26 protein-coding genes and 4 pseudogenes are annotated in these 23,841 nt (G+C 69.7%); 16 read left to right on the top strand and 14 right to left on the bottom strand.

What is annotated here, in order from left to right:
• Positions 1 to 5: 5 nt before the first annotated feature.
• On the bottom strand, positions 6 to 989 hold the full coding sequence (locus ACFQUZ_RS09530; protein WP_377440299.1) for a helix-turn-helix transcriptional regulator: 984 nt from the start codon (positions 987 to 989) through the stop codon (positions 6 to 8).
• Between the two features lie 53 nt (positions 990 to 1,042).
• Here ACFQUZ_RS09530 and ACFQUZ_RS09525 point away from each other — a divergent pair, with 53 nt between their 5' ends.
• Positions 1,043 to 1,498, top strand: coding sequence for a VOC family protein (locus ACFQUZ_RS09525; protein WP_377440297.1), 456 nt, complete (start codon positions 1,043 to 1,045; stop codon positions 1,496 to 1,498).
• 24 nt (positions 1,499 to 1,522) lie between these two features.
• On the opposite strand, the gene aroA is transcribed toward ACFQUZ_RS09525, so the two are convergent.
• Complete coding sequence (aroA, locus tag ACFQUZ_RS09520) at positions 1,523 to 2,800, bottom strand: 3-phosphoshikimate 1-carboxyvinyltransferase (protein ID WP_377440295.1); 1,278 nt, start codon at positions 2,798 to 2,800, stop codon at positions 1,523 to 1,525.
• Between the two features lie 112 nt (positions 2,801 to 2,912).
• On the opposite strand from aroA, the gene ACFQUZ_RS09515 reads away from it, so the two are divergent.
• The gene (locus ACFQUZ_RS09515; protein ID WP_377440292.1) at positions 2,913 to 3,692 is read left to right on the top strand and encodes a class I SAM-dependent methyltransferase; all 780 of its coding nucleotides are present in this window, start codon (positions 2,913 to 2,915) and stop codon (positions 3,690 to 3,692) included.
• A 40-nt stretch (positions 3,693 to 3,732) separates the two neighbouring features.
• A complete protein-coding gene (locus ACFQUZ_RS09510) occupies positions 3,733 to 4,131 on the top strand; it encodes an NUDIX domain-containing protein (protein ID WP_377440289.1) in 399 nt (132 codons plus the stop codon).
• Positions 4,132 to 4,211: 80 nt separating this feature from the next.
• On the opposite strand, the gene ACFQUZ_RS09505 is transcribed toward ACFQUZ_RS09510, so the two are convergent.
• Complete coding sequence (locus ACFQUZ_RS09505) at positions 4,212 to 4,655, bottom strand: MarR family winged helix-turn-helix transcriptional regulator (RefSeq protein ID WP_377440287.1); 444 nt, start codon at positions 4,653 to 4,655, stop codon at positions 4,212 to 4,214.
• A 55-nt stretch (positions 4,656 to 4,710) separates the two neighbouring features.
• Here ACFQUZ_RS09505 and ACFQUZ_RS09500 point away from each other — a divergent pair, with 55 nt between their 5' ends.
• From ACFQUZ_RS09500 to ACFQUZ_RS09470, 7 genes and pseudogenes are all read left to right on the top strand, one after another.
• The gene (locus tag ACFQUZ_RS09500) at positions 4,711 to 5,055 is read left to right on the top strand and encodes a VOC family protein (RefSeq protein ID WP_377440284.1); all 345 of its coding nucleotides are present in this window, start codon (positions 4,711 to 4,713) and stop codon (positions 5,053 to 5,055) included.
• Positions 5,056 to 5,442: 387 nt separating this feature from the next.
• Positions 5,443 to 6,225: a maleylpyruvate isomerase family mycothiol-dependent enzyme gene (locus ACFQUZ_RS09495; protein WP_377440282.1), complete on the top strand. Its 783-nt coding sequence runs from the start codon at positions 5,443 to 5,445 to the stop codon at positions 6,223 to 6,225.
• A gap of 58 nt (positions 6,226 to 6,283) precedes the next feature.
• Positions 6,284 to 6,859 carry a DUF6817 domain-containing protein gene (locus tag ACFQUZ_RS09490; RefSeq protein WP_377440280.1) on the top strand — a complete coding sequence of 192 codons (576 nt, stop codon included), beginning with the start codon at positions 6,284 to 6,286 and terminating at the stop codon, positions 6,857 to 6,859.
• Positions 6,860 to 6,863: 4 nt separating this feature from the next.
• Positions 6,864 to 7,100: a hypothetical protein gene (locus tag ACFQUZ_RS09485; protein ID WP_377440723.1), complete on the top strand. Its 237-nt coding sequence runs from the start codon at positions 6,864 to 6,866 to the stop codon at positions 7,098 to 7,100.
• Positions 7,040 to 7,237, top strand: a pseudogene (locus ACFQUZ_RS09480) (alpha/beta hydrolase family protein); the annotation flags it as partial. The gene ACFQUZ_RS09485 and the pseudogene ACFQUZ_RS09480, both read left to right, overlap by 61 nt.
• A gap of 3 nt (positions 7,238 to 7,240) precedes the next feature.
• The gene (locus tag ACFQUZ_RS09475) at positions 7,241 to 8,152 is read left to right on the top strand and encodes a helix-turn-helix domain-containing protein (RefSeq protein WP_377440702.1); all 912 of its coding nucleotides are present in this window, start codon (positions 7,241 to 7,243) and stop codon (positions 8,150 to 8,152) included.
• 66 nt (positions 8,153 to 8,218) lie between these two features.
• A pseudogene (locus tag ACFQUZ_RS09470) lies at positions 8,219 to 8,810 on the top strand (dihydrofolate reductase family protein).
• An 80-nt stretch (positions 8,811 to 8,890) separates the two neighbouring features.
• Here ACFQUZ_RS09470 and ACFQUZ_RS09465 read toward each other — a convergent pair.
• Positions 8,891 to 9,447: pseudogene (locus ACFQUZ_RS09465) on the bottom strand (dihydrofolate reductase family protein).
• 316 nt (positions 9,448 to 9,763) lie between these two features.
• On the opposite strand from ACFQUZ_RS09465, the gene ACFQUZ_RS09460 reads away from it, so the two are divergent.
• Positions 9,764 to 10,435 (top strand): hypothetical protein, encoded by a 672-nt coding sequence (locus tag ACFQUZ_RS09460; protein ID WP_377440277.1) that lies wholly within the window; start codon positions 9,764 to 9,766, stop codon positions 10,433 to 10,435.
• On the opposite strand, the gene ACFQUZ_RS09455 is transcribed toward ACFQUZ_RS09460, so the two are convergent.
• Both ACFQUZ_RS09455 and ACFQUZ_RS09450 read right to left on the bottom strand, forming a co-directional pair.
• Entirely contained in the window at positions 10,414 to 10,977 is a 564-nt protein-coding gene (locus ACFQUZ_RS09455; RefSeq protein WP_377440275.1) for a hypothetical protein, read from the bottom strand. The genes ACFQUZ_RS09460 and ACFQUZ_RS09455 overlap by 22 nt on opposite strands.
• Positions 10,978 to 11,100: 123 nt before the next feature.
• Positions 11,101 to 11,901, bottom strand: a complete 801-nt coding sequence (locus ACFQUZ_RS09450) for a hypothetical protein (RefSeq protein WP_377440721.1) — start codon at positions 11,899 to 11,901, stop codon at positions 11,101 to 11,103.
• Between ACFQUZ_RS09450 and ACFQUZ_RS09445 the strand changes: the two are divergent.
• From ACFQUZ_RS09445 to ACFQUZ_RS09435, 3 genes and pseudogenes are all read left to right on the top strand, one after another.
• Positions 11,896 to 12,147, top strand: a pseudogene (locus ACFQUZ_RS09445) (IS701 family transposase); the annotation flags it as partial. The gene ACFQUZ_RS09450 and the pseudogene ACFQUZ_RS09445 overlap by 6 nt on opposite strands.
• A gap of 434 nt (positions 12,148 to 12,581) precedes the next feature.
• A complete protein-coding gene (locus ACFQUZ_RS09440; RefSeq protein WP_377440272.1) occupies positions 12,582 to 12,803 on the top strand; it encodes a hypothetical protein in 222 nt (73 codons plus the stop codon).
• A gap of 105 nt (positions 12,804 to 12,908) precedes the next feature.
• Positions 12,909 to 13,715 carry a hypothetical protein gene (locus ACFQUZ_RS09435; protein ID WP_377440269.1) on the top strand — a complete coding sequence of 269 codons (807 nt, stop codon included), beginning with the start codon at positions 12,909 to 12,911 and terminating at the stop codon, positions 13,713 to 13,715.
• 802 nt (positions 13,716 to 14,517) lie between these two features.
• Here the strand turns inward: ACFQUZ_RS09435 and ACFQUZ_RS09430 are convergent.
• From ACFQUZ_RS09430 to ACFQUZ_RS09420, 3 genes are read right to left on the bottom strand one after another with little or no spacing between them, the layout of a single operon-like run.
• Entirely contained in the window at positions 14,518 to 15,429 is a 912-nt protein-coding gene (locus ACFQUZ_RS09430) for an NADP-dependent oxidoreductase (protein WP_377440267.1), read from the bottom strand.
• Positions 15,430 to 15,455: 26 nt separating this feature from the next.
• Positions 15,456 to 16,040 carry an NADPH-dependent FMN reductase gene (locus ACFQUZ_RS09425; protein ID WP_377440264.1) on the bottom strand — a complete coding sequence of 195 codons (585 nt, stop codon included), beginning with the start codon at positions 16,038 to 16,040 and terminating at the stop codon, positions 15,456 to 15,458.
• Positions 16,037 to 16,579, bottom strand: coding sequence for a MarR family winged helix-turn-helix transcriptional regulator (locus ACFQUZ_RS09420; RefSeq protein WP_377440261.1), 543 nt, complete (start codon positions 16,577 to 16,579; stop codon positions 16,037 to 16,039). The genes ACFQUZ_RS09425 and ACFQUZ_RS09420 overlap by 4 nt, the downstream gene beginning before the upstream one ends.
• A gap of 199 nt (positions 16,580 to 16,778) precedes the next feature.
• On the opposite strand from ACFQUZ_RS09420, the gene ACFQUZ_RS09415 reads away from it, so the two are divergent.
• Both ACFQUZ_RS09415 and ACFQUZ_RS09410 read left to right on the top strand, forming a co-directional pair.
• Positions 16,779 to 18,128 carry a DHA2 family efflux MFS transporter permease subunit gene (locus ACFQUZ_RS09415; RefSeq protein ID WP_377440259.1) on the top strand — a complete coding sequence of 450 codons (1,350 nt, stop codon included), beginning with the start codon at positions 16,779 to 16,781 and terminating at the stop codon, positions 18,126 to 18,128.
• Positions 18,129 to 18,360: 232 nt separating this feature from the next.
• A complete protein-coding gene (locus tag ACFQUZ_RS09410) occupies positions 18,361 to 19,092 on the top strand; it encodes a phosphotransferase (protein WP_377440256.1) in 732 nt (243 codons plus the stop codon).
• Between the two features lie 136 nt (positions 19,093 to 19,228).
• Here ACFQUZ_RS09410 and ACFQUZ_RS09405 read toward each other — a convergent pair whose 3' ends face one another.
• From ACFQUZ_RS09405 to ACFQUZ_RS09385, 5 genes are all read right to left on the bottom strand, one after another.
• Entirely contained in the window at positions 19,229 to 19,768 is a 540-nt protein-coding gene (locus tag ACFQUZ_RS09405; protein ID WP_377440253.1) for a DUF1062 domain-containing protein, read from the bottom strand.
• A 401-nt stretch (positions 19,769 to 20,169) separates the two neighbouring features.
• Complete coding sequence (locus tag ACFQUZ_RS09400) at positions 20,170 to 21,642, bottom strand: serine/threonine-protein kinase (RefSeq protein WP_377440250.1); 1,473 nt, start codon at positions 21,640 to 21,642, stop codon at positions 20,170 to 20,172.
• A 100-nt stretch (positions 21,643 to 21,742) separates the two neighbouring features.
• Positions 21,743 to 22,321 carry a dihydrofolate reductase family protein gene (locus ACFQUZ_RS09395; protein ID WP_377440247.1) on the bottom strand — a complete coding sequence of 193 codons (579 nt, stop codon included), beginning with the start codon at positions 22,319 to 22,321 and terminating at the stop codon, positions 21,743 to 21,745.
• Positions 22,322 to 22,449: 128 nt separating this feature from the next.
• A complete protein-coding gene (locus tag ACFQUZ_RS09390) occupies positions 22,450 to 22,914 on the bottom strand; it encodes an OsmC family protein (RefSeq protein WP_377440244.1) in 465 nt (154 codons plus the stop codon).
• 79 nt (positions 22,915 to 22,993) lie between these two features.
• Positions 22,994 to 23,836 (bottom strand): LysR family transcriptional regulator, encoded by an 843-nt coding sequence (locus tag ACFQUZ_RS09385; protein WP_377440241.1) that lies wholly within the window; start codon positions 23,834 to 23,836, stop codon positions 22,994 to 22,996.
• Positions 23,837 to 23,841 lie beyond the last annotated feature (5 nt).

Raw genomic sequence — 23,841 nt, 5'->3', positions numbered from 1 at the left:
GCGACCTAACCGGGAGTGGAGCGCCTCGGCTGTTGGTCCGCGACCGGGCCGTAGCGTCCCACGATCTCGGCACCGAGGCGGGCCAGTTCGGCGCGGACGGACGGCGGTTCCGGCACCTCCGCCATGGCGCCCCACCCCGCGAGGTGCCGGGCGATGTCCAACGGCGTGGGCGCGCCGACCCGCACCCGTACCCGACCGTCTCCGACGTCCTCGGGCTCGGAACAGTGCCGGCCGAACTGGTTCCGCAACACCCCCACGTGCCGGGCCTCGACCAGCACGGTCGCCCAGGTGCGGGACCGACGTCGCTCCACCTCCGTGACGACCTGTCGCCAGGCGCTGTCGAGGGTGACCCCGTCCGGGGGCCGCTGCGCCAGCTCGTCGACGACCTCGACCCCGACGATCCGGTCGACGCGGAAGGTACGTTGGCCCCGGTCGGTGCCGGCGACGAGGTACCAGACCTCGTCCTTGTCGACCAGCCCCCACGGGTCGATCAACCGTTCGCTACGTTCCCCGCCCCGCCCCGTGTAGGCCAGCCGGACCTTCCGGCGCCGTACGACGGCCGCCTGCAACAGCTCGACAAGCGGTGGCCGCTGCCGATCCCGTTCCCCCCAACCGACGGGATCGATCATGGTTGCCTCGGCGGCGGACTCGGCGTCGAGCCGGAACGGCTGCGGCAGGGCGCGCACCAGCTTGCGCAGCGCCGAACGGGCCGCCGCCGATCCGGCGGTGACCGGCCCGGCGAGCAGGAACAGGGCCTGCGCCTCGGGCGCCGACAAGCCAGTCAGGTCGGTCCGGGCACCACCCACCAGGGACCAGCCGCCGCCCCGGCCCGCCTGCGGATACACGGGTACGCCGGCCGCCGAGAGAGCCTCCAGATCGCGCCGGGCGGTGGCCACCGAAACCTCCAGTTCCGTGGCCAGGTCGGCGGCGGTCACCCGCCCCCGCGCCTGCAGGAGCAGAAGGACGGCGACAAGACGGTCGGCGCGCATGTCCCCAGCCTGCCAAACAAAGTGCTCAAAAGGTGAGCACTTTAGGTCGCAGGATGGTTCTCGTAACCCCACCTGACGAGGAGCAGATCATGTTGCGAGGACTCACCACCGCCGTCTACTTCGCCGACGACGTGCCGGCAGCCGTGCGCTGGTACACGGAACTGTTCGGGGTCGAGCCGTACTTCGTCCGCCCGGTCGACGGCCCACCCGCGTACGTCGAGTTCCGCATCGGCGACTACCAGCACGAGTTCGGCCTACTCGACCGCCGCTTCGATCCGTCCGGGCCCGCGGAGCGCCCCGGCGGTGCCATCACCTACTGGTACGTCGACGATGTCGAGGCCAGCGTCGCGCGGCTGCTGTCCAGGGGCGCCACCCCGCACGACAAGCCGGTCGAGCGGGGTCCCGGGTTCATCACCGCGTCCGTGGTCGACCCGTTCGGCAACATCCTCGGCGTCATGTACAACACCCACTACCTGTCCGTCCTCGACTCGTTCCGCACCGGAGCCTGAGGCAGGGATCGGGATCTGGCCCGGCTACCGCAGCCGGGCCAGATCCCGGAAGAACCCGGGGTACGTCTTGGCGACGCAACCCGGGTCGGCGATCTCGATACCGGCACTGCGCAGGCCAAGCAGCGACAGGCTCATGGCCATCCGGTGGTCGTCATAGGTAGCGAACCTGGTGGGCCTCGGGACGCCCGGACGGACGGTGAACCCGTCCTCGTGTTCGACCGCGTCGATGCCGGCCCGGCGCAACTCGGTCACGATCGCGGCGATCCGGTTGGTCTCCTTACCCCGGATGAAACCGATGCCCCGTACCCGCGTCGGGCCGTCAGCGAACACGGCCACCGCGGCCAGGGTCTGCGCGGTGTCGGAGATGTCGGCCATGTCGACGTCGATGCCGCGCAGCACCCCGCCGCCGCGCACCGTCAGCGAGTCGGCGGTGCGTTCCACCCGCGCGCCCATCCGTTCCAGCAGGTCGGCGAAGGCGACGTCGCCCTGGATGCTGCCCGTGCCCAACCCGTCGACGGTCACCCGCCCGCCGGTCACCGCCGCGGCGGCGAGGAAGTAGGACGCGGCGCTGGCGTCCGGCTCGATCGCGTAGTCGACGGGCCGGTACCGGCCCGGCCGCACCCCCAGATCCGCCACGGGTACGCCGAACGCCGCCATGACCGCCGTCGTCATCGTCACGTACGGCACCGACACCAACGGGGATGTCAGCTCCACGCTCAGGCCGTCCCGCATCAGCGGCCCCGCCATCAACACCCCGGACAGGAACTGGCTGGACAGGTGCCCCGGGAGCCGGACCGGACCGCCGTTGAGTGGCCCGGTGACCGTCACCGGCAGGTGTCCACGATGCGCCGCGTCCTCGACCCGCGCACCCAACCCGCGTAGCGCCTCGATCAGCGGCCCGAACGGGCGGGCCCGTAACTGATCGCTGCCGTCGACAACGGTCCGACCCGGCCGCAGCGCCGCGGCGGGCAGCACGAACCGGGAGGTGGTCCCGGACTGCCGGGCGTCGACCCGGGCCGGCTCCGTGGACCGGCGCGGGTCAACGCCCGTCACGGTCACGACGCCCGACGATTCGTCGACCGTGACATCGGCGCCGAGCGCCGACACGGCGCCCACCATCGCGTACGTGTCATCGGCGAACAGGGTCCCCGAGAGCCGGCTCCGCCCGTCGGCGAGCGCGGCACACAGCAGCGCCCGGTTGGTGATGCTCTTGGATCCGGGTGGCCGAAGCGTCACGTCCGGCGGAACCGGAACGGGCGGCACAGCCAGGACGTCGGGAAGGTTCTCGGGATGCGGCGACACGGCATCAGTCTCGCTGATGGCGGTGGCGGTGGTGGCGCCGGACCTGACCCGGATCCGTTGCCGGCAGGGCCGCGGTCCCGCCGCGAGGGCCGTGTCCGGCTATGGTGATCGGGTGGATCAGGACGAACGACACCGGCACGCCTCGTCCTTCGGTGCGGCGGCGGTCGCGTACGCCGAGCATCGTCCGGACTACGCGCGGGCCGCGGTGCGGTGGGCGCTCGGGTCGGCGCCCGCCCCGCGGGTGCTCGACCTCGGCGCCGGGACCGGCAAGCTGACCGCCACGCTCGTCGCGGCGGGTGCCCACGTCACCGCGGTCGAGCCCGACCCGGGGATGCTGACCGAGCTGCGCCGCGCCTTGCCCGACGTTCCGGCACTGCCGGGCAGCGCCGAGTCGATCCCGCTGCCGGACGCGTCCGTCGACGCCGTGCTGGCCGGCAACGCCATGCACTGGTTCGACATGGCCGTCGCCGGGCCCGAGATCGCCAGGGTGCTCGGCTCCGGCGGCGTCCTGGCCGGTCTGTGGAACGTCCTGGACGACCGGGTCGACTGGGTCGCCGGTCTGGCGCGGGTCAGCGGAAGCGCGGCCGTCGGCCCGCGTGACACGCCCGCCAGCTGGCGTCTCGAGACGGCCACCATGCACCTTCCCCGGACCGGCGGAGCGGCCCGGTTCGGCTCGCCGGAGCAGGCCGAGTTCCCGCATGGGCAGCGGCGCACCGCGGACTCCCTCGTCGCCACCCTCGCCACGAGGGCGGGCATGCTGGTCATGACGGAACAGGAACGACAGGCGACACTCGGCCGGATCCGTGGCTACCTCGCGAGCCGACCCGAGACCGCGGCCGGCGAGTTCGTCCTCCCGATGCTGACCTGCGTCCTGCGGGTCCGGCGGCTGTGACGGGTATCGTGGGATCCATAGTGGTCGGCGGGTGCGGATCATGACCGTCATCGACAAGGTCGCCTGGATCCGCCTGGAAGGCGGCGCGATCCTCAGTTCCAGATCCCGCGGTAAAGACGTCTACTACATCCCCGGCGGCAAGCGGGAAACCGGCGAGAGCGACATCGACACCCTGATCCGCGAGATCCGCGAAGAACTCAGCGTCGACATCGTCGCCGACACCGCCCGGCCCGCCGGCACCTTCCAGGCCCAGGCCCACGGCCACCCCGACGGGACAATGGTCCGCATGAGCTGCTACACCGCCGACTACCGAGGCATCCTGCGGCCCAGCAGCGAGATCGCGGAGATGGTCTGGCTCACCCATGCCGACCGTGACCGGGTCTCCCCCGTCGACCGGATCATCTTCGATCATCTGCACGAGGCGGCACGGCTGCGCTGAGACGGAGGATGTCCGTCCCCTCCCACAGTGGCCGCGTGCTGTCCGCCGTCAAGGGCCTGTCCCGCCAGCCTGGTGCGTGCCTAGCCGGCGGGGAAGGAGGCCAGGCACGCGGCGAGATCCTGACGTAGCCGCAGCTGCTGCTCCCGGGACAGCGGGGAGAACAGCCGCTTTTCGACGCTGCGGACGGCCACGCTTGCCCGGCGCAGCACCGTCTGGCCGTGCCAGGTGAGTTCGGTTGGCAGCGCCCGTCCATGGGGTGCCTGGTCGGGGCGGGTGAGCAGGCCGCGGTCCTGGAGCCGGCGGAGGACCAGGTTCATCGATTGGCGGGTGACGAAGGCGCGGCGGGCGAGTTCCGCGTTGGACAGTCCCGGGGCCTGGCCGAGCAGTTCGAGGCACGCGTACTGCGGGACAGACAGGTCCAGCGGCCGCAGAGCTTCGTCCATCGCGGTTCGCATCGAGGCGTGCACCTGTTTGAGGACGTAGCCCACCGACAGCTCCAGATCCCCGACTGGCTCTTGCTCCATGTCAGCATTCTGACATACGGTGGATGTCAGCAAGCTGACATGAGAGGACACGACCATGACCGGAAACGTCACGTACTTCGAGCTACCGAGCAGCGACATCGTCGCGACCCGGCGGTTCTGGGGCTCGCTGTTCGACTGGACGTTCCACGAGGGCAACTTTCCCGGCTACTCGATGATCCAGGGGCCCGAGCCGATGGGCGGCGCCCCACACGACGACTCGTCGCGCCACCCGCGGATCTACTTCGCCGTCGATGACATCAACGCCGCTGTCGCGCGGGTACGCGAGCTGGGCGGCACGGCAGAGGACCCGATGACGATCCCATCCGGCGCGTACGCCCATTGCACCGATGATCAAGGCGTGGAGTTCAGCCTGTCCCAGGAGGCAGGAGACCACGCTTGAGTCGCACCCACGCCGGCCAGCCGGGGCCTCATGTGTCCCGGCACCCACCGGTGCGGCCACTGCTTCCGCTCGCGCTGGCCACCTTCGCGGTACGGATCATCACGGGGTGACCCTGCACGATGCTGAGGGCAACGAGTTCTGCGTCGGGTGAGCGCCCAGGCGCCGGGACTGGCCGGTGAGCCGGTCGTGCACCGTGGCGGTGCCGGTCAGCGACGGCCAGGTGCGGCCCCGGTCGCACGCCCGGGAGGCGCGCGACGGCGGACCGACGGGTGGCGTATGGCGCAGCGACGATGGCGACAGCGGGAGGCGGCCGCCGTGACCCGGGCACGCGGCGGACGAAAGGTCAAATCGCTGTCAGTTGTCGGGGTCCGGTGGTAGACAGCGTCGGTGACAGAGACTCTGGAGTTCCCCGAGTTGCTGCGGCTGATCGACGAACGGTCGACCGCATTCCAGACTGCGGTCGCCGCCGCCCCCGACCTCGACGCGCGGGTGCCGACCTGCCCCGAATGGACGCTGCTCGACCTGGTACGGCATATGGGCGAGGGGCGCCGCTTCTGGGCCGCCGCTGTCGCCGCGGGTCCTGTCGCCGATCCCCCGACCAGGTCGTCCGCGTCGGACAGCGACCCGACCCAGGGTCGTGAAGCCCTGCTGGCCTGGTTGGCCGCGTCGACGCGGCAGCTCCTGGACGTGTTGCGGGAGGCCGGTCCGGATCGCGGCTGCTGGACCTGGTGGGGCACGTCCCAGTCGCCGCGGACCAGCGGCGCCGTCGCCCGGCACCAGCTCCAGGAGATCGCCGTGCACACGTACGACGCCCAGGTCACGGTGGGCACCCCGCAGCCGCTGCCGGAGGAGGTCGCCCTGGACGGGGTCGACGAGTTCCTGTCCACCTGCTGCGCCACGACGGACGCCTGGCCGCACGAGCCCGCCACCGTCGACTACCACACCACCGAGGGCCGATCCTGGCGCCTCCGGCTGTCTCCCGACGGCGCGCGGGTCGCCCGCCTCCCCACTCCCCCGACCGACAAGGGTCACGACGCGTCCGGCGCGTCCGCCCGAGGGCCGGCCGGTGATCTGGTCCTGGCGTTCTACGGCCGCGTTCCGGTGGACTCCCTCAGTCTCGACGGCGACCGACGGGTGTTCGACCAGCTCATGGCCTGGGAGCCGGAGTAGGGCGGCGCGGACGCGACCCGGGGCTGTCTGTCGGCCGCGGCTTGCGTAGAGTCGGACCATGGGCGTGGACTCCGATGCGCGGCGCTGGTTGCGGCAGCGTGGCGCGGAAAAGATCCAGCACCCCGGCGGTACGCTCTACGCCCACCTGTGCCGGGTGCACGACCGCCTCGCCGCGCTGGGATGCGGCGTTGACGCCCAACTGGCCGGTCTCACGCATGCCGCATACGGCACGGACGGCTTCGATGTGACACTGCTCGACCGGACCGATCGAGCCACGCTACGCAACCTCGTCGGCGACAACGCCGAGGCCCTGGTCTACCTGTACGGGGCATGTGACCGCAGGCGGACCTGGCGGAACCTGGCGGCGACGGGTGAGGTGGTCGACCGCTTCACCGAACAGACGTGGAGCCTGGGCCCCGACCAACTGCGACCCTTCGTGGATCTCAGCATCGTCAACGAACTGGACGTCATCGAGCAGGATCCTTCTATCGTGGACAGGTACGGCGACTACTTCCGCTCGCTGTTCGCCACCTGGGCACCGATCGCCTCCCTGGGGGTAACCAACGACGGGCGGCGAATCCTCGGCGACGGAGAGCACGCCGGCGACGGCCCAGGGTCGATATCGGGATACTGAACGCATGGCTGGTCTGACCGCCGAACTCGTCGTTGATGGCCGTACCCCACGCACGCCGGCGCTGGCGCCGAACGGCCAATCCATCTGCTACGTTCTGGCCTCCACCAGCCGCGTCGGTGACCACCTCGACACCGAGCTGTGGCTGGCCGACGTCGATGGCGAGGCTGCGGCGGCACGCCGGGCGACCGCTTGCTCGTACTCCCGGTCGGCAGAACCGCGTCCGACGGTCCGTTCTCGCTGATCACGATCGTGCTCGGCGGCCCGTACGATCGCTACGCCGACTGGTGCCAGTTGTTCTGGTTCCCCAGCGCGCAATGGTTGGCCGCCGCCGGCTACGCGGTGTTCCTGCCCAATCCGCGCGGCGGCCAGGGCCACGGTGGAGTGGGAGATCGTCCTGACCGACGCCGGCCGGCCTGGAGCATCACGGCGCGCGATGCCGGCGATACTGTGGCCGTGGAGTACGTGTCCAGAGCACCGCGACCGCCGCTGCACGGGCTGATCGACGACCTCTACTACCTGGAGGGCGCGCCGCCGTACGCCCGGCTGACGTTGCCGCCGGGACCGTCGGGGTTGCTCATCGTCAACCTCGGGGCGCCGTTCCGCATCCGCGCGGGCACCGACATCGAGACGGGCGAGTACGCCGACGGCTGCGTGGTCACCATGCCCACCAGCGCCTACGAGTTCGGCTATCCGCCGCAGACCCGGTCCGTCGGCGTGCACGTCAGACCGTGGGGGCTGGCGCCGTTCCTGCCGATGCCCGCGGCCGAGCTGTGTGACCGACCAGTGACGGTGGAGCAGGTGTGGGGCCGGCCCGCAGTTGCTGGGCTGCGAGACCGGCTGGCCACGGCGGACGGACCGCACCAGATGCTGACACTGATCGAGGAGGAGCTGATGCGACGGCTGTGCGGGACCGCCGGCCTGGGGCTGGTCCGCCATACGAGCGGCGTCATTGCGGCGGCCGGCGGTGCGGTGGCGATCGGCGACCTGAGCGTGGCAGCAGGCGTCAGCAGCACTCATCTGGCACAGCGGTTCAAGGAGCTCATCGGCGTCACGCCGAAGCGGCTGGCCCGTACCTACCGCTTCGCCGCCACCGTGTTCTCGATCGACCCCGCCGGACCGATTGACTGGAGCGATCTCGCCGGTAGCGCGGGCTACTTCGACCAAGCCCATTTCGGCCACGAGTTCCGGGCGTTCACCGGGCTCACGCCGACCCGGTACGTCGAGGTCCGGCGACGGTTCCTGCGCGAACATCCCGGTCACGCGCTGGACGGCTGGCCGCTGCCGGCCGATTGATTTCGTACAAGAGCGGCCCCTCACGACACGCTAGTTTGGGCGCAACCCAGAGCAGAGGAGCGCCCCGTGGGCAAGGTGGTCATGTACGGCTCGGTGTCGGTGGACGGCTTCGTCGCAGACGAGAATGACCAGCCCGGACCGCTGTTCGACTGGTTGTCCAACGGTGACGTCCCGTTGGACGACAGCGGCGAGGTGAAGGTGTCGCAGACGTCCTACGACTACACCCGGGCGTACTGGGACCAGATCGGGGGTGACCGTCGTCGGCCGCCACGTCTTCGACATGACGGACGGCTGGGACGGGAAGCCTCCCGGCGGGGTCGACCACGTGGTCGTCGTGACGCACCGGCCGCAGCCCGAGGGCTGGGATCCCGAGGCGCCGTTCCATTTCGTCGACGGTGTCGAGGCAGCCGTGGCCAGGGCGCAGGAGCTTGCGGGTGACCGCATGGTCGAGGTCGCCGCTGGCGACGTCGGTGGCCAGGTGCTTGCCGCAGGCCTGGTCGACGAGGTACGCATGGACGTCGTGCCCGTCGTGTTCGGGTCCGGCAAGCGCTTCTTCGGCTCGGTCCACGCGCAGCACCTGTTGGCGGATCCTGACGTGACGATTCAGGGCGACCGGGTCCTTCACCTGCGCTATCGGGTGACCGACAACCCGACCTGACCTGATCGACGGCGCGTCGTGGGCGGACCCGGTGGCCGAGCCTGGCCGCCGGTGCGCTGACCGCGATGGACTCCTGTGGTTCAAGGTGCGCGGCGGTAGTGCATGGCCACCGTGCCGTTGCGGAGTGGCTCCACTGAGAGCAGCTCGAGCTGGCGCGTGCCGGGTAGCCCGCCCTGGTGCAGCGTCGGGCCGTGGCCGGCAATCCTGGGATGGACGAGCATCTTGTACTCGTCGATCAGGTCCAGCCGGTCGAGCTCGGTGGCGAGCTTGCCGCTTCCGAGGAGGACCCGGCCGGGGTTGCGTCCTTGAGCTTCTGCACGCCCTCGCGCAGATCACCGGCGATGTGGTGGCTGTTGGCCCACGGGAAGTCCTTGCGCGTGGACGACACCACGTACTTGGGTTTGGCCTCCAGCTTGACCGCCCACTCGCGCATGGCCGGCGGTGCCTCCTCGTCGCCGCGGGCAACGGCCGGCCAGTAGCTCTCCATCATCTCGTAGGTGACACGACCCCACAGCATTGCCCCGCCCTCGTCCATGAGACGGGTGAAGAAGGCGTGCGTCTCGTCATCGGCGATCCCCTCCCGGTGGTCGACGCAGCCGTCCAGGGTGAGGATGAGGCTGAAGATGAGCGGTCCCATGGCCGGCGAGTCTAACCCCGCTATGGCGTCGGTCCGGGATTACATCACCGCGAATCAGTGCGCACCTTAACTGTCATTATGATGCGCGCGGGGTGCTGGCCAGCATGGTCTGTAGCCGGCTCCGTCTGAGCTATTAATGAATTACTGATAATGCTATAACGACAAAAACTTCGGAGTTTCACTCGAACTGGCCTGCCCGACTGGCAGGGTCGTGTAATCAAACTGTCTGGTATTTCCGGCGGGTGGCCGTGACCGAGGTGACTCTTGGTGAGATTGCTGGGGTCGGAGCAGTGCGAGAGGCTCGTCGAGGTTAGATGTGCCGGTGACGGTTCATGACGTAGCGAGTGCCCTGCCAGACATCGCGGTGCTTCGCCAGCGGTGTCAAGCGTTGGCGATGTTGGACGCGATCATGAGTCCGGAGTGGGAGTCGCGGTACTACTCGTTCGATTCCCGGTGGGCGCCGGGCGAGCAGATGGCGTCGATGCGAAACGGGTCGGGTGACGCGTGGTCGATCGTGTTCTCGTCGGCTGGCGCGTTCATTTGGGGCTTCGACCACGAGTCGCCGATGAGTCCTGCCAACAACGACGATGAGCTGTGGCCGGGCCTGGTCGACGCGGTGCCGGAGGTCTTCTCGGGTTGTGTCGCTGAGCCGGCGTTCAGCTTCGACGGCACGCTGGAAGCGACGGTGTGCCTGTGGCGGCAGCAGGGCGATGACCGGTGGCATGCCGGGGAGCTGTTCTTTCCCGCGGGTGATGATCCCGATGGGGCTGACAGGCTGTTCCAGGTTCTCGTCGAAGGCAGCCCGGTGGCGTACCAGCGCTTCGCAGAGGACTACTACGAGACGGCCGTCGATGTGGAAGCGGTCGGCGAGATCTTCGCTCTGCACCCGCTGACCGACGACCTGGTTCGCCGCTTGAATCCCGATCTTGTGGTGGGCGATCTCGGGGAGGATCTCGCGGAGATCGGTTACCCGTCTCGGCCGGTGTAGCGGTTCCACGTTCCACCGGCCGCGGCGTGGTGGCGCTGGGTAGTGGTGTAGTGAAAGCCGAGGGCTTGGGCGATGACCGGTGCCGGGGCTTGGAGGACGAGTTGGTGCAGTGCGGCCAGGCGGCCGGGAATGGTGGGGACGCCGAGGTCGCGGATAAGCGGGCCGATCGTGCGGGTAGTCAATGGCTGGCCGGCGCGGCGTCCGGGGAACAGCCAGCGGGCGTTGCGGTTGGTGGCGGTGCGCATGTTGGTGCGCTGGTCACGTAGCGCCAATAGCAGGTCGGCGACGGGTTCGGGGACCGGTGTTGGCGGGTCGCCCAACCGGAGCAGGACGTCGGAGCCGGTGGTGTCGATGTCGTCGAGGGTGAGGCCCAGGATACGGCCGAGCGGTTGGGCGTAGAGCAGCAGCAGGATTGCAGCGACGCGGGCGCGGAGCTCGCCGGTGTCGTCGGTGATCAGCTTGCGGAGTAGTCCGATGCGCCGGTGCTGTGTGATCGGCGATTGCTGGCCGGGTCGGTGCGCGGCGATGTGCAGCCGTGGCATGTGCCCGGCGTGGGCGGCCCAGGTCAGGAACGGTTTGAGGAGCTGCCGGTGACGCGGCGGGTGGGTGACGATCCAGCGGTCCAGGTCGTGCTGCCGGAGTCGGGCGAGGGTGAGCCTCTGCTCCTAGACTCCGGCGAGGAAGTCGCCAGCCCGCAGGATCTGCTGTCCGAGTTCGCCGCGGGTGCTGCGGCTCACGGGCCCGCGTTCGGCGCGGCGGCGCAGCCAGGGTAGTTGATGCCAGGTGGCGTATTGGCGCAGCAGCCGGCGCTGTTCGGTGTCGGTGATGGTGTCCAGGTGCTCGAGTAGCCATCTCTCGAAGAGCAGGATCTGCTTGTCGATCGGGGGCAGGACACCGCACTGCGTGAGCAGTTCCCGCATGTGGGCGGCAGCTCGCCATGGTTGCAAGCGGTGGAACGCGTCATGGTTAAGTTCGATGTCGCCGCGGCCCAGACCTCGCAGCAGGTCCGCAGCCGGAGCGGGGACGCCGTGCCGGGAGGAGACCCAGGCCAGACCGGTGAGCGGGTTGTCCATGCTGGTCAGCAGCTCGGCCAGGGGCGCCAGTTCAGGGCGGATGCGGCCGGTGCCGTCGTCGAGGAGTTCGGCGATCCGCCGGGTAAACGTGCAGCGGGCGCAGCGGCGGCCGGCGTGCAGCTTGCCCTCTTGCCCGCACTCGGCGCAGGTATACGAGATGGAGAATCCGGCGCAGCTGGTGCAGATCAGAGCCCGGTCCTCGGCCCGCCGTCCGGCCAGGAGCCGGTCGTAACTGCAGCCGGGGCAGCGGCCCTGGGTCCGCAACGCCCGATCTTGGCAGGTGCGGCAGACCTGGCCGTCAGGCCACCGAACGGTGGAACTGCGTCGGCCGCAGCGGACACAGTCGCGGACGAACCAGCGTTCGTACTGCTCAGCGGTGTAGGTCCGGCTCATTACGTCTGCTTCGGCCCGCGCGGCACCCGGCTACGCGAACTGGTGCGGGTCGCCGGTAGCCGTTGGTCGGTGGAGGAGGCGTTCCAGACCGCGAAGAACGAGGTTGGCCTGGATCAGTACCAGGTGCGCCGCTACGACGCCTGGTACGCCCACATCACCCTGGCCATGGCCGCAGCCGCGTTCCTCGTCGTCACCCGCGCCATCGAAGCCGCAAAGGGGGCGGCACCGCCAGCGAGGGCGGCCTGATACCGCTGAGCAGCAACGAAATCCGCCGCCTGTTCGGCAAGCTCGTCCTTATCGGACGCACCGTGGCCGATCACGTGCTGCACTGGTCAACCTGGCGCCGCCGTCGGCAAGCTCAAGCGAAAGCCTCCCACTACCGCAAACGACTCGAACCACCATAAGTCACGACCCGCCGTTGCAGTACTAACGGGACACCAGCTCAACCACCACTGACCAGCGCGGGCCGCTCGTAAAGATCAGCTACTTGGCCCCCTGGTGCCGCCATTCTTACCAACACCCGTCTTCGCGGCGACCTTTCTGCTGCGCGGGATGTGCTCGGCGGTCGGCCGGGTCGACGCCCTGGCGCCGTGGGTGGCCTCGGACCACTTCGAGGAGCTGGGCCGCCCGCCGCGGCTGCTGCACGGCGGATTCGGGCTGCTCACCGTCGGCAGTCCAACGTGGACGGCACGGCCGGGCTGGATCGCCTGGTCACCGTGCGGTTCACCGGCCTGGCCGAAGGCGCGCACGAGCTGCGGATCTGGCGGGTCGACGCGCTGCATGGCAACGTAGGCGCCCGCTGGCTGGCATTGGGCGCCGGCGCGGACTGGCCGGACGACGAGCAGTGGCTGGCGCTGTCCGCGGAGGATCACCTGGACGAGGCCGAACCGGCCCGGACGTGACTGCCGGGCCGGACGGGACCATGGCGGTGGAGGTGGACCTGCCGATGCCGGGGATCGCCTATCTTCAGATCACTTGGTCCGGCCGGGTGGCGAGGGGAGCTCTTGATGGCGGACGATCCGTTCCAGGAATGGCTCGGCAAGGTGCATGTGCGGATCGAGCTGCTCTCCGACGAGGACCTTCCCGGTGACCTGCGGTTCGACTATTCGGCCGCCTCGCTGGCCCGCCTCGAATCGGTTCTACTCGAGCGGTTCGCTGATCCGCTCGACGTTCTGGCGTCCGGCAGCCACGAGTTGGTGCTCGGCGCCGCGGCGTACCTCGGGGAGTCGCTGCTGCGGGCCGGCGGCGGCTCCTGGATTCCGGACCCCGAGCCCGCGGCCCCGTTCCCCCGCCCGGCGATCGTCAGCCCCGACCCGGCGCTGGGACTCCCGGCGGTTTTTCCGATGCGGACAATCGCCGCCGCCGTGGGCAGCCGGGACGGCCAGCACTTCGCCGAGTTGTTCGAGAAGTGGCAACGGGCCGCGGAGCAGACGGGCTCGGTCCTGTCCCGCTGGCTGGCCCGGTGGGAGGCGGAGTTCCCGGACTGGATCGCCACCTACGCGCCCGGCGAGGCGTGGGACTTCTCACCGGAGTCGCTGGACGCCCTGGAGTCCCTGGCCCGCCGGGTCACACCGTCGCCTGAGGACCTGCTGAGCCCGGGCAGGGCGGATTTCCGCGGCGGTGCGGCCTGGTACGTGGGTGAGGTCTTCCGGCGCGCCCTGGGCGGTCAATGGGACAGCGACCGCGACTCGGAGTTTCTCCGCCAGGTCGGCCCGCACCGCGGAAAGATCATTCCCGTCGTGACCTTGAAGCGTTCTCTGCAGGACCCGGGCCGGCTCCGCAAGCGGTACGACGCGTTTGCCGCGATGCAATAGAACCCCGCCAATCAAGCGTCCGTAGTGGTTGACGGGGGACGGCATCGCTCACTTCTGCCGGAAGACGATTCTCTGCGGCCGGATTGATCGTCGCCATGATGATCGGCTTCGTGTCGATCGCCGGAGCGCCCGCGGTCGCCGGCCCAACACCATTCACCCCGCCGAACCATGCACCGGCACCTGGCCACCCTCGGCATCTACGTGCGGCTCGGCGAGAAGACCTCCGCCCGCATCACCGCCGAGAACGACGAGCACCACCGCCGGCACCGGCGCTGACTTCCGTCCCACTTACTGAGATCACGGAAAACGGCCGAATCGGCCGCCGGGGAACCTCACCATGAGGAGCTGCGCCCCAGGTCAGGGTCTAGATCAACTGCTTACCGTTGTTTTTGGTCTGAAAACTACGGGCGGCCCAACTGGCGCGGATATGGCGTACCCGACCGGTGTGTGCCGGTGGAGGTAACGAAGCAGTGCAGGCGTTTCGGGGCTGCCCACCGTCTTCGTGCGGAAGCACGCTAAGGAGTAAGGCCACCGAGGGCGGTCTGGTCGACGGTCGGCCTGTCGTTCTGATCAAGGACGTCGTAACCACCGGAGGAGCACTACTGGCATCCTGCGCACATCTCCGGTCCATCGCGCCCAGGTGGAGACAGTGGTCTGCGCCATCGACCGCAGTGGCACCAACGCCATGTTCAGAGCCACAACGTTTCCTCCTCGGCAGGATGCCAAGTCAGGAGGTGTCCAGTCTCAGGGGGTGACGTCATCATGAAGGGACAGATCTCAGCCGATCTGGGAACCGTCCGAGTCAGCCCACCATCAGGACGACCTTGCCACGGACGTGTCCGGTCTGTACCTCGTGGTGCGCGCGGCTGGCTTGTGTGAGTGGGAACGTCGCGTGAATAGGTAGCTGCAGTCTGCCCTCTTCGTACATCGCGACGAGTTCGGTCAGCGCGGCGGTCGAGCGGGCACCGACGCGAAGTATCCCGAACGTCTTCGCGGCTTCGGTGTCGACCAGGGTGCCGATGCGGTGCGGATCCCGCACGAGCGCGAGGGAAGCGGTGATCGCGACGCCGCCGATGGCGTCGAGCGCGGCGTCGACGCCCTCGGGTGCGAGTGCGCGGATCCGGTCGACGAGGCCGTCTCCGTAGGTGACCGGGGCCGTGCCGAGCGAGCGGAGGTAGTCGTGGTTGTGTTCGCTGGCGGTGCCGATGGCGGTGGCACCCCATTGGCGGACGAGTTGTACGGCGATGGTGCCTACGCCGCCGGCGGCAGCGTGGATGAGGACGGTGTCGCCGGGGTTGACGCCGATCTGGCGCAGTGCGGTGTGGGCGGCCTGGCCGGCCGCGGGTAGGCCGGCGGCGACCGTCCAGGGCATCGCCGCTGGCTTGCGCACCGCGTCGACGGCATCGACGACGACGTACTCGCAGTAGCTCTGGGTGCTGGCCGACCCGAGCACCTCGTCTCCTGTCACGAAACCGGCGACGCCGTCACCGACCTGGTCAACGATGCCGGCGTACTCGTTGCCGAGGCGTTGCGGAAATGTGGCTGGCATCGTTGTGGCGAAGTCGCCGCGCCGCAGTTTGACGTCGACCGGGTTGACGCCTGCGGCCTTCACCCGGACGCGAATCTGGCCTGCGGCGGGCTGTGGTAGATCGATCTCGACGGGGTGTAGCACGTCGGGGCCGCCGTAGGCGGTGAACGCGATCGCTGTAACCATGAGGGCTGTTCCTGTGGAATCGGTGATCAGGCGGGGTACGGCTGGGCGGCGCGGGCGGCGCGTAGCGCTTGGGCCCACCAGGTGAGGTGACGCAGCAGCTTGGCGGCGGCGGTGTTGGCGGTGTGCGGGTTGATGAGTTCCCCGTGGGGGTTGAACTGGTTGTGTGCCAAGTGGAAGCTGACGGTCTCGCGGATACCGACGGCGTGTACCTCGGCGAAGACCTGTCGTAGCTGTTCGACCGCGCGCAGGCCGCCGGCCAGTCCGCCGTAGGAGACGAAACCCACCGGTTTGGCCTGCCATTCGGAGCGGACGGCGTCGATCGCGCGTTTCAGCGCGGCGGGGTAGCCGTGGTTGTACTCGGGGGTGACGAGGACGAACGCATCGGCGGCGCCGACGCGGGCGGTGAGCGCCGTCACCTGCGCTGTCTGCTCCAGGTTGTCCGGTAGCGGGATGTCGTAGAGGTCGATGACGTCGAGTTTCAGGTCGTCGTGTTGCTCGGCGCGGGCGACGAACCAGCGGCCCACCGTCTCGCCGAAGCGCCCCTTTCGGGTGCTCGCGATGATGACGGCGATCCGCAGCGGCCCGTCAATCTCAAGGTGCTCGGCGCTCATCGTGCTGTCCTTTCCTGAGTGGCTCGTGCCTCAAGGTCGACCGGGTCTCGTCGGGTATGGGCCGCAGGGGCCGGCAGGCCGCGGCGGACCTCGGTGAGCGTCTGGGCGAGGTCCGCGCGCTGCTGATCGGTCAGCCCACCGAACGTGAGCCGTTCAAGCTCAGACCAGATCGCGCGGACCTTGGGACACAGCCGCCGACCTTTGCCCGACAGAGCGACGATCATCGTTCTCTTGTCGGTGCTGGAAGGGGTGCGCGTGATGAGGTCGGCGCGCTCCATCGCCTGGAGGGTGTTGGTGACGGTGGACCGGTCACGCCCGAGGAAATGGACGATCTCCGACTGCGGAGATCGCCCGTTCTCCTGCAGGAACAGCAGCACCAGTTCCTGCGGGGCGACCAGTTCGATGCGCTGCAACATCGCGGTCGCGGTCGCGGCGTGCGCGCGGACGGTCTGCAGTAACAGCGAGCTCAACGGCGCCTCGGCGACGCTTATCCCGACGTGCGGCGCCCGAGCGCCACCCGCGCCAGCCTCAGTGGTCATGATCTCACGCTAGCACCTTTGTTGGCATGCCATCAATTCCGCCCTAATGTTGGCATGCCAACAAGAAGGGTGGGGTCACATGAGTCAGGACGCGGGCAGGACAGGCGTGACCGAGCGGGACACGAGACAGGAGCACCTGGCAGGCGCGCCGGCGACGACGGAGCGGCTGGATCCGGCGCTGCTCCGGCTCGCCGGGATCGTGCTCTTCGGTGCGACGGCCGCGCTGCTGGACACCACAATCATCAGCGTCGCGCTGGATCAGCTCGGCCAGGCGTTCACCGCCCCTGTCTCCACCGTGCAGTGGGTGTCCACGGCATACCTGCTCGCGATGGCGCTGATTATCCCGCTGACCGGGTGGTGCGTCGATCGGTTCGGCGCCAAGGCGACCTGGCTGTGCACACTGGCGCTGTTTGTCGCCGGCTCAATGCTGTGCGCAGCCGCCTGGTCGGCGGAAAGCCTGATCGTCTTCCGGGTAGTGCAGGGACTCGGCGCCGGAATGATCCTGCCGTTGACCCAGGTCATCCTCGCGCAGGCGGCCGGCTCACGCCGCTTCGGCCGGGTCATGGCGCTGGTCGCCATCCCCGGAAACCTCGTTCCCATCGTCGGACCAGTGCTCGGCGGCCTCATGCTCAACGCCCTGCCGTGGCGGTGGATCTTCCTGATCAACGTGCCCGTCTGCGTAATCGCCTTCGTGTTGGCCTGGTGGAAACTGCCCGCCGATCCGCCCCAGGGCCGCCCCCCGCTTGATGTGCTGGGCCTCGCCGTGCTCTCACCGGCCGTCGTGGCGATCGTCTACGGTCTGTCCAGGGCGGGCGCGGAATCCAGCTTCGCCGCCGTCAATGTGCTCGCGCCCATCGCGATCGGTCTCGCCCTCCTCACGGTGTTCGCCACGCACGCCCTGCACACATCCAAGACTCCCATCATCGACCTACGACTGTTCCGGCACCGCTCGTTCAGCGCGTCAGCCGCGCTGATGTTCCTATCCGGCGCGGCGCTCTACGGTCCAATGTTCCTGCTGCCCCTCTACTACCAACAGGCCCGCGGATTCGACGCGCTCACCACGGGCCTCACACTCGCCCCCCAAGGCATCGGCACGGCCCTCGCTCTGGCCGTCGTCGGCCCACTGGCCGACCGTATCGGCGCCAGACCGCTGGTAGCCCTCGGCGCGCTGACCACCACAGCCGGCACACTCGCCTACACCCAGCTACCGTCCGGCCCAGACGACGTCCTCCTGATCGCGTCTCTTGCGCTGCGCGGCATCGGCCTGGGTGCGGTGGGAATCCCGACCATGGCAGCGGCGTATCACCAGCTACCGCACTCCGCGATCCCTCGTGCGACCAGCGCCACCAACGTGATCCAGCGTGTCGGCGCGTCCTTCGGCACCGCGCTGGTCGCTGTGATCCTTCAACAGCAGATCAATGACCAGGCCAGCGGCGGCGCATCCCCCGAGATCCTCACTCACGCGTTCGCGAACACCTTCTGGTGGACGGTCGGGTTCGCGGTCCTCTTCCTCCCACTCGCCATGTTCCTGCCTCGAAGAAGCCGGTAGAGCGCATCCGGGGCCGGCATCGGCGTCCATCGACCGGCCCCCGGAACACGCCGTCGACACGGTCGCGACCCGCACAGTGCCGACATGAACAGGTTCGGCCGGCTCAGAGCCGGCGGACGGTGGCGGCGTCCACCTCGCCCGACCCGACGTTCGCCTGAGGAAGGGGGCACGCGACTCAGCGCCAGGCTCGCGCAGGAACCCCCAGGCAGTCCGCGACCCGTACGATGCGGCCGTGGGATGGGATGCGCTCCGGCAGTGGGATGAAGACGTCGCCCGCGTCGAGCCGCTGACTGGCGGAGTCGCCAACGATGTGTGGAGCGTGCGGGTCGATGGGCACCTCGCGGTCGCTCGTCTCGGATCCAGGAGCGCCGCTGACCTGACCTGGGAGACCGCGCTCCTGCAATACCTCGATCGTGCGGGTCTGAGCGTGCCGGTGCCGATCCCGACCAGGGACGGCCGGCTGTTCGCCGACGGACTTGTCGTGATGACCTACCTGCCCGGCGGACCACCCGAGACGCGGGCCGACTGGCGCCGCGTGGCCGGCACGCTTCGCGACCTGCACCGGTTGACGCAGGGCTGGCCGCAGCGCCCGGGTTGGCGATCATCGACCGACCTCCTGCATGCCGAGGTCGGGACGAGGATCAACCTCGCCGCGATGCCACCGGAGGGTGTGGCTCGGTGCCGGGCAGCGTGGGCGCGGCTCGCCGGACGTCAGACATGCGTCGTCCACGGCGACCCCAACCCTCGCAACGTTCGCATGACCGCCGGTCAGGTCGCGCTGATCGACTGGGACGAGTCACATGTCGACGTCCCCGACCTTGATCTCGTGCTGCCCAACAACGCCGCCGGCCTGGGCAGCGACGCGTACGATGTCGCCGCGCAAGCGTCGGCCGCGTGGGAGGCCGCCGTCTGCTGGGACGACGAGTACGCCGTCAAGCGGCTCGCCGAAGTCCGCGCGGTGTGAGAACGCGTCCGAGGACTGGGAGTTCGGCGGCCAGGTCAAGTCCGGTGCCGCAGAAGACTGTGCCGCGCCTGCCGGTGTGGCCAGGCGCGGCACACCGGCAGGCGCGCCACACCGGCAGGCTCGGCACACCGGCCAGCTAGTCCCCGGCCATCACGGTGAAGGTGAATCCGGAGATCGTCGGACGGCGTAGTGCGATGTCGCATTTGACCCGACGCAACACCTCGCTCCTACTGATGCCCAGCCCATGCGCGATGAGCCAGTCCGGGCGAATCGGCACCGGATCCTCGAAGACGACATCCACCTGGACGGGCCACCCCTCGTCGACCCACGCCGACGGAATGTCGAGTCGCCAGGCACCCGCCCAGTCCAGAGCGAAGCGGTTGCGGCGGGCGAGCAGCGGGTCCAACAACGTGGCCGCCACCAGCTCCGGATCGTTGACCCGGTAGCCCCGGAGTTCGGCCGGATCGAAGGATCTGACCGGCGTTCGCTCGTACACGGTGATCTTGATTGTCCGGTCGCAGGACACGCAGCGGACCAGCAGCCACACGTCCAGCAGCTTGCCGTTGGCGTTGACGCGGAACCTGCCGGCGCCGGTGGTGGCCGACGTCGACCGGCAATCCACGCACCGCAGCGACAGCAGCGGCAACCTGGTTCGACGGACGACCCAGGGCAGCACGATATGAGGTTGTGAAGACATGAATTCCAGACCTGATCTCTGAGACCTGACCCGAGGTCGAACACGCGCGACCTCGAACGCTTGATGACCGGGCGCGCCAGGGCAGCCCGGCGGAACCGACGGTGACGTCGGCTACCGGTGAGCGGAAAGTGTCAGGTCTAAAGGGCAGGCGGGGTCATGCGATGTCCTCTGTCCTCGCTTCGACGGGCTGCGGGCAACCTACGGCAACGCCCGGGGAAGGCTCAACCGGTTTCGACAGGTAACGTCATGAGTCCGCCGGGCCTTCAGCAGCGCGACCAGCGCCGGCCACGCCGGCCAGCCGAGTGCCGCAGCCAGTCCCGGGTTGACGTCGCCGACGGCGAGCGGGACCGGCCGGTACGGACTGCCGGTGTCCGGCTCGGCTACTGGGGGCTTTCCTTGATCCGTGGCACCGGTGTGCCGTCCGAGCAGGTCGCCTTGATCTCGCTCTCGTTGCTGGTGGACAGCAGCACCACCTGGATCTCGCCGTCCGGGCCGGGGTCGTGGTCCTTGATCTGGTAGCCGGGTTTCACGACGAGATCGGTAACCTGGGCGTCGTCACCCCGACAGAGCACGGTGACGACGCCACCGAAGGCCGTGATGGGCGTTCCTGGTGCCGCCGCCGTCGAGCGGGCCGGTGCCGTCGAGCGTGCCGTCGCCGTCGCGCCGGCCGCGGTTGTCGGCCTCGGGGTGGTGGTTGCCGCCGGTGCGGTGGGCCGAGGCGTCGGGTCCGCGGCGGACGGGCCGGCTGGCGCGGACGATCCGGCGGCTGGACCGGACGCCGACGCGGACCCGCCCGGCGCGGTGGACGGCTGCGGGATGGCGGATGGCTCCCGATCCCGGTCGGCGAGGACCGCGCCCAGCGCCGCGACGGCGAACGTCGTCCCGGCGACGGCCGCCACGCGCAGGAGGCGGCGGCGCTGGGACGTGGCCACGGGGCGGCGGGTCTCGGGAAGCGTCGTCGGCCGGCCGCCGGGTCGGGGTGGTGACCCCGCGGCCGGCCCTTCGTCCGGGTCGTTCTCCGGCGACGTGGCCATGCCGGCGGCCACCGCGAGAACCCGGGCCACCTCGGCGGCGGGTGGGCGGTCCACTGGTTGTTTGGCCAGGCACCGGCGGACCAGGTCGTCGACCTCGGCAGGTACGTTGTCCATCGGTGGCAGCGGCGACGGCTCGACATAGGTGTGCGCCCTGAGCATCTGGGTGGTCGTCTCGGTGCGCCACGGCAGCCGGTTGGTCAGCGACCGGTACACCAACAACCCGAGCGCGTACACGTCCGATGCGGGCACCACCTGTGCGGCGGTGAGTCGCTCCGGGGCGAGGTAGGCCGGGGTGCCCATCAGGTGTCCGTCGGGGTCGGTCTCCGGTTGGCCGGCGATGGCCGCGATGCCGAAGTCCAGGACCTTCGCCCCGGACGGTGTCAGCATCACGTTGGACGGCTTGATGTCGCGGTGCACCAGGTTCCGCGCGTGCGCGGCGGTGATCGCGTCGGCGACCTGGGCGCAGACCCGCAGGGCGGTCCGGTGCGGCATCGGTCCGGCGGCCAGCCGCTGCGCCAGGGTGGTTCCGGTCAGCATCTCCATCACGACGTAGGGCAGGCAGTCGCCGCCCGGGTCGGTCGACTCGCCGTAGTCGTAGACGTTCGTCACATGCGGGTGGGACAGCTTCGCCGCGGCCTTGGCCTCGTCCAGAATTCGCCGGCGTGCGACAGGGTCCGTGGCACCCGGGCCGGAGACCACCTTGACGGCGACACCACGATCGAGCACCACGTCGTGGGCTCGGTAGACCACGGACATGCCGCCGCTGCCGAGGGCGCCCTCAACGCGGTAACGGCCGCCGAGCAGTACGTGGTTCCGCATCGACATCAAGGGTGACAGAACGCCCGGCGGCCCGCACCTCAGCCTTTCGACCGGGACGGCCGGTGTCAGCGCGTGGTCTTCCCGGCCCGGTTCGGCGGCCTCACCCGGTCGACTCCCGCCCGTCGGGTGGACCGACCCGGTAGGTGAGGTAGGCGAACGGGCCGGCCTGCTCGGCGGCGGTGAGGGTCAACCGGGACGCGGGCAGCCGGCGCGGCAGCAACGGCGCGCCGGCCCCGAGGGTCACCGGCGCCACCCCGAGGATGATCTCGTCGAGCAGCCCGTGGTCGGCGAAGGTCCCCACCAGTTCACCGCCGCCGACGAGCCAGATGTTGCGGTCGCCGGCGGCGGCGGTCATCGCCTCATGCACCGGGCGGACGTCGCCGCTGACGACGGTGACGTCCGCACCGGGGACGACGGGCAGGTCCCGGTGGCTGAACACCCAGGCCGGGCGGTCGCCGTACCAATCCCGCCACTTCTCCGGCTGGTCGAGCAGCTTCTCGTGGTGGAGCACCCACTCGTAGGTGGTGGCGCCCATGGCGAACGCCCCGACGTCGGCGACAAACGGGGCGAACCGGTCCTCACCTCCGGTGTCGGCCTCGAACAGCCAGTCCAGCGAGTTGCGGTCGTCGGCGATGTAGCCGTCCACACTGGTCGCGGTGAAGTACTGCGTACGCGTCATGGTGGTGATCGTGGCACCGTTACCTGACATCCCATGACCGCTTTTCCGCGTTGTTCGTCGAACGAGGTCGGCCACGCCGACGGTCAGCGCCGGCTCACCCGCGGTCGGGACGGCGGTCGGCGCCCCGCTCAGCGGATGGTCGGTTCGTGGTGGACCGGGAAGTTCACCGACCTGGCGATGAAGCACAACTCGTTGGCCCGGGTGTGCAGGGCCGCCGCCCGCTCGGCCATGCCGGGCTCGGCGACGCTCACCTCGGGCCGCAGCGTCACCTCGGTGAACCGGCCGCCACCGTCCGGCGTCTGCGCCATCGTGCCCGACGCGACGTCCCGGTAGTCGGTCACCACGATCCCGTCGGCGGCGCACAGGTGCAGGTACCACAGCATGTGGCACTGGGACAGCGACGCGACGAGCAGTTCCTCGGGATTCCACCGGGCCGCGTCGCCCCGGAACGCCGGGTCCGACGAGCCGGGCAGCGCGGGTTTGTCACCGGCGGTTACCTCGTGGTCACGGTCGTATGAGCGGTAGTCGCTCGTCCCGCCACCCCGGTTGCCGGTCCAGGTGACGGTCACCTCGTAGCGGTGATTACTGGCCATCGTGTCGCCTCCCCATGAAGATCGACTTCCATAGTGGCACGGCGGGCGCGGGCCGGCGGTCGAGGCCCCCCTGCCGAACTCAGATCATTCGTCGCAGCGCGGTCTCCACGGCGTCGATAAGCGGATCACCGTCGGTGCGGGGGTGCCGGGCGAGGCCCAGTTCGACGTCCGGGAGGGTGGGCAGGGCGTCCGCGTCGTGGCGGGCCATGACCGGTTCGAGGTTCGCCGGCATGAGCGCCGCGACGCCCAGCCCGGCCCGTACCGCGGCGAGCACACCCACCAGGCTGTTGCTTTCGAACGCCACCCGCCAGGGCCGTCCGGCACGCTCCAGCGCCTCCAGCACCGAGGTACGCCAGAAGCACGGATCGGAGAACAGCACCACCGGCAGTGGATCGGCGGCCACGTCCACTCCCTGACCGATCGCCCAGACCAGCGGGCGGCGTACCGACCACCGCGGGGGGCCGGGAAGGTGCGGAACCTCGTCGAGCACGAGTTGGACGCGGCCCGTGTCGTACGCCTCCCGCATCGCGACGGTGGAGAAGGTGAGCACCTCCAGCGTCGCGCCGGGATGCAGCCCGGCGAGGTCGGCGAGGGCCTGGGCGAGTTGGGAGGCGGCGAGGTCTTCGAGCAACCCGACTCCGCAGCGGCCGGTGAGCACGCGCCCGGCCTCGGTGAGCGCCTGGGTGGACAGCGACAGGATGCGTTCGGCGTACGGCAGGAGTTCCTCACCCGCCCGGGTCGGCGAGACGCCGGACGGCGACCGGTAGAGCAACGGACGACCGACGGTGCTCTCGAGCTTGCGCAGCTGCTGGCTGAGTGCGGGCTGGGTGTGTCCGAGCGCGGTCGCGGCGCGGCTGATGCTGCCCGCCCGCACGGCGGTGACGAACGATCGCAGTAACACGGTCTCAAGATCTCTGGCCATAAGCA

The sequence above is a fragment of the Plantactinospora sp. GCM10030261 genome (assembly GCF_042666615.1).
In the GTDB taxonomy this organism is placed as follows: domain Bacteria; phylum Actinomycetota; class Actinomycetes; order Mycobacteriales; family Micromonosporaceae; genus KBS50.
This window is presented reverse-complemented; position numbering and strand designations above follow the sequence as displayed.

Coding starts and splice junctions, on each gene's coding strand:
- ACFQUZ_RS09385 (WP_377440241.1), bottom strand. CDS start 23,836: ATGGCCAGAGATCTTGAGACCGTGTTACTGCGATCGTTCGTCACCGCC.
- ACFQUZ_RS09500 (WP_377440284.1), top strand. CDS start 4,711: ATGACCGGAAACGTCACGTACTTCGAGCTACCGAGCAGCGACATCGTC.
- ACFQUZ_RS09490 (WP_377440280.1), top strand. CDS start 6,284: ATGGGCGTGGACTCCGATGCGCGGCGCTGGTTGCGGCAGCGTGGCGCG.
- ACFQUZ_RS09400 (WP_377440250.1), bottom strand. CDS start 21,642: ATGCGGAACCACGTACTGCTCGGCGGCCGTTACCGCGTTGAGGGCGCC.
- ACFQUZ_RS09455 (WP_377440275.1), bottom strand. CDS start 10,977: ATGCCACGGCTGCACATCGCCGCGCACCGACCCGGCCAGCAATCGCCG.
- ACFQUZ_RS09450 (WP_377440721.1), bottom strand. CDS start 11,901: ATGAGCCGGACCTACACCGCTGAGCAGTACGAACGCTGGTTCGTCCGC.
- ACFQUZ_RS09510 (WP_377440289.1), top strand. CDS start 3,733: ATGACCGTCATCGACAAGGTCGCCTGGATCCGCCTGGAAGGCGGCGCG.
- ACFQUZ_RS09485 (WP_377440723.1), top strand. CDS start 6,864: ATGGCTGGTCTGACCGCCGAACTCGTCGTTGATGGCCGTACCCCACGC.
- ACFQUZ_RS09530 (WP_377440299.1), bottom strand. CDS start 989: ATGCGCGCCGACCGTCTTGTCGCCGTCCTTCTGCTCCTGCAGGCGCGG.
- ACFQUZ_RS09430 (WP_377440267.1), bottom strand. CDS start 15,429: ATGGTTACAGCGATCGCGTTCACCGCCTACGGCGGCCCCGACGTGCTA.
- ACFQUZ_RS09390 (WP_377440244.1), bottom strand. CDS start 22,914: ATGGCCAGTAATCACCGCTACGAGGTGACCGTCACCTGGACCGGCAAC.
- ACFQUZ_RS09505 (WP_377440287.1), bottom strand. CDS start 4,655: ATGGAGCAAGAGCCAGTCGGGGATCTGGAGCTGTCGGTGGGCTACGTC.
- ACFQUZ_RS09525 (WP_377440297.1), top strand. CDS start 1,043: ATGGTTCTCGTAACCCCACCTGACGAGGAGCAGATCATGTTGCGAGGA.
- ACFQUZ_RS09395 (WP_377440247.1), bottom strand. CDS start 22,321: ATGACGCGTACGCAGTACTTCACCGCGACCAGTGTGGACGGCTACATC.
- ACFQUZ_RS09435 (WP_377440269.1), top strand. CDS start 12,909: ATGGCGGACGATCCGTTCCAGGAATGGCTCGGCAAGGTGCATGTGCGG.
- ACFQUZ_RS09425 (WP_377440264.1), bottom strand. CDS start 16,040: ATGAGCGCCGAGCACCTTGAGATTGACGGGCCGCTGCGGATCGCCGTC.
- ACFQUZ_RS09420 (WP_377440261.1), bottom strand. CDS start 16,579: ATGACCACTGAGGCTGGCGCGGGTGGCGCTCGGGCGCCGCACGTCGGG.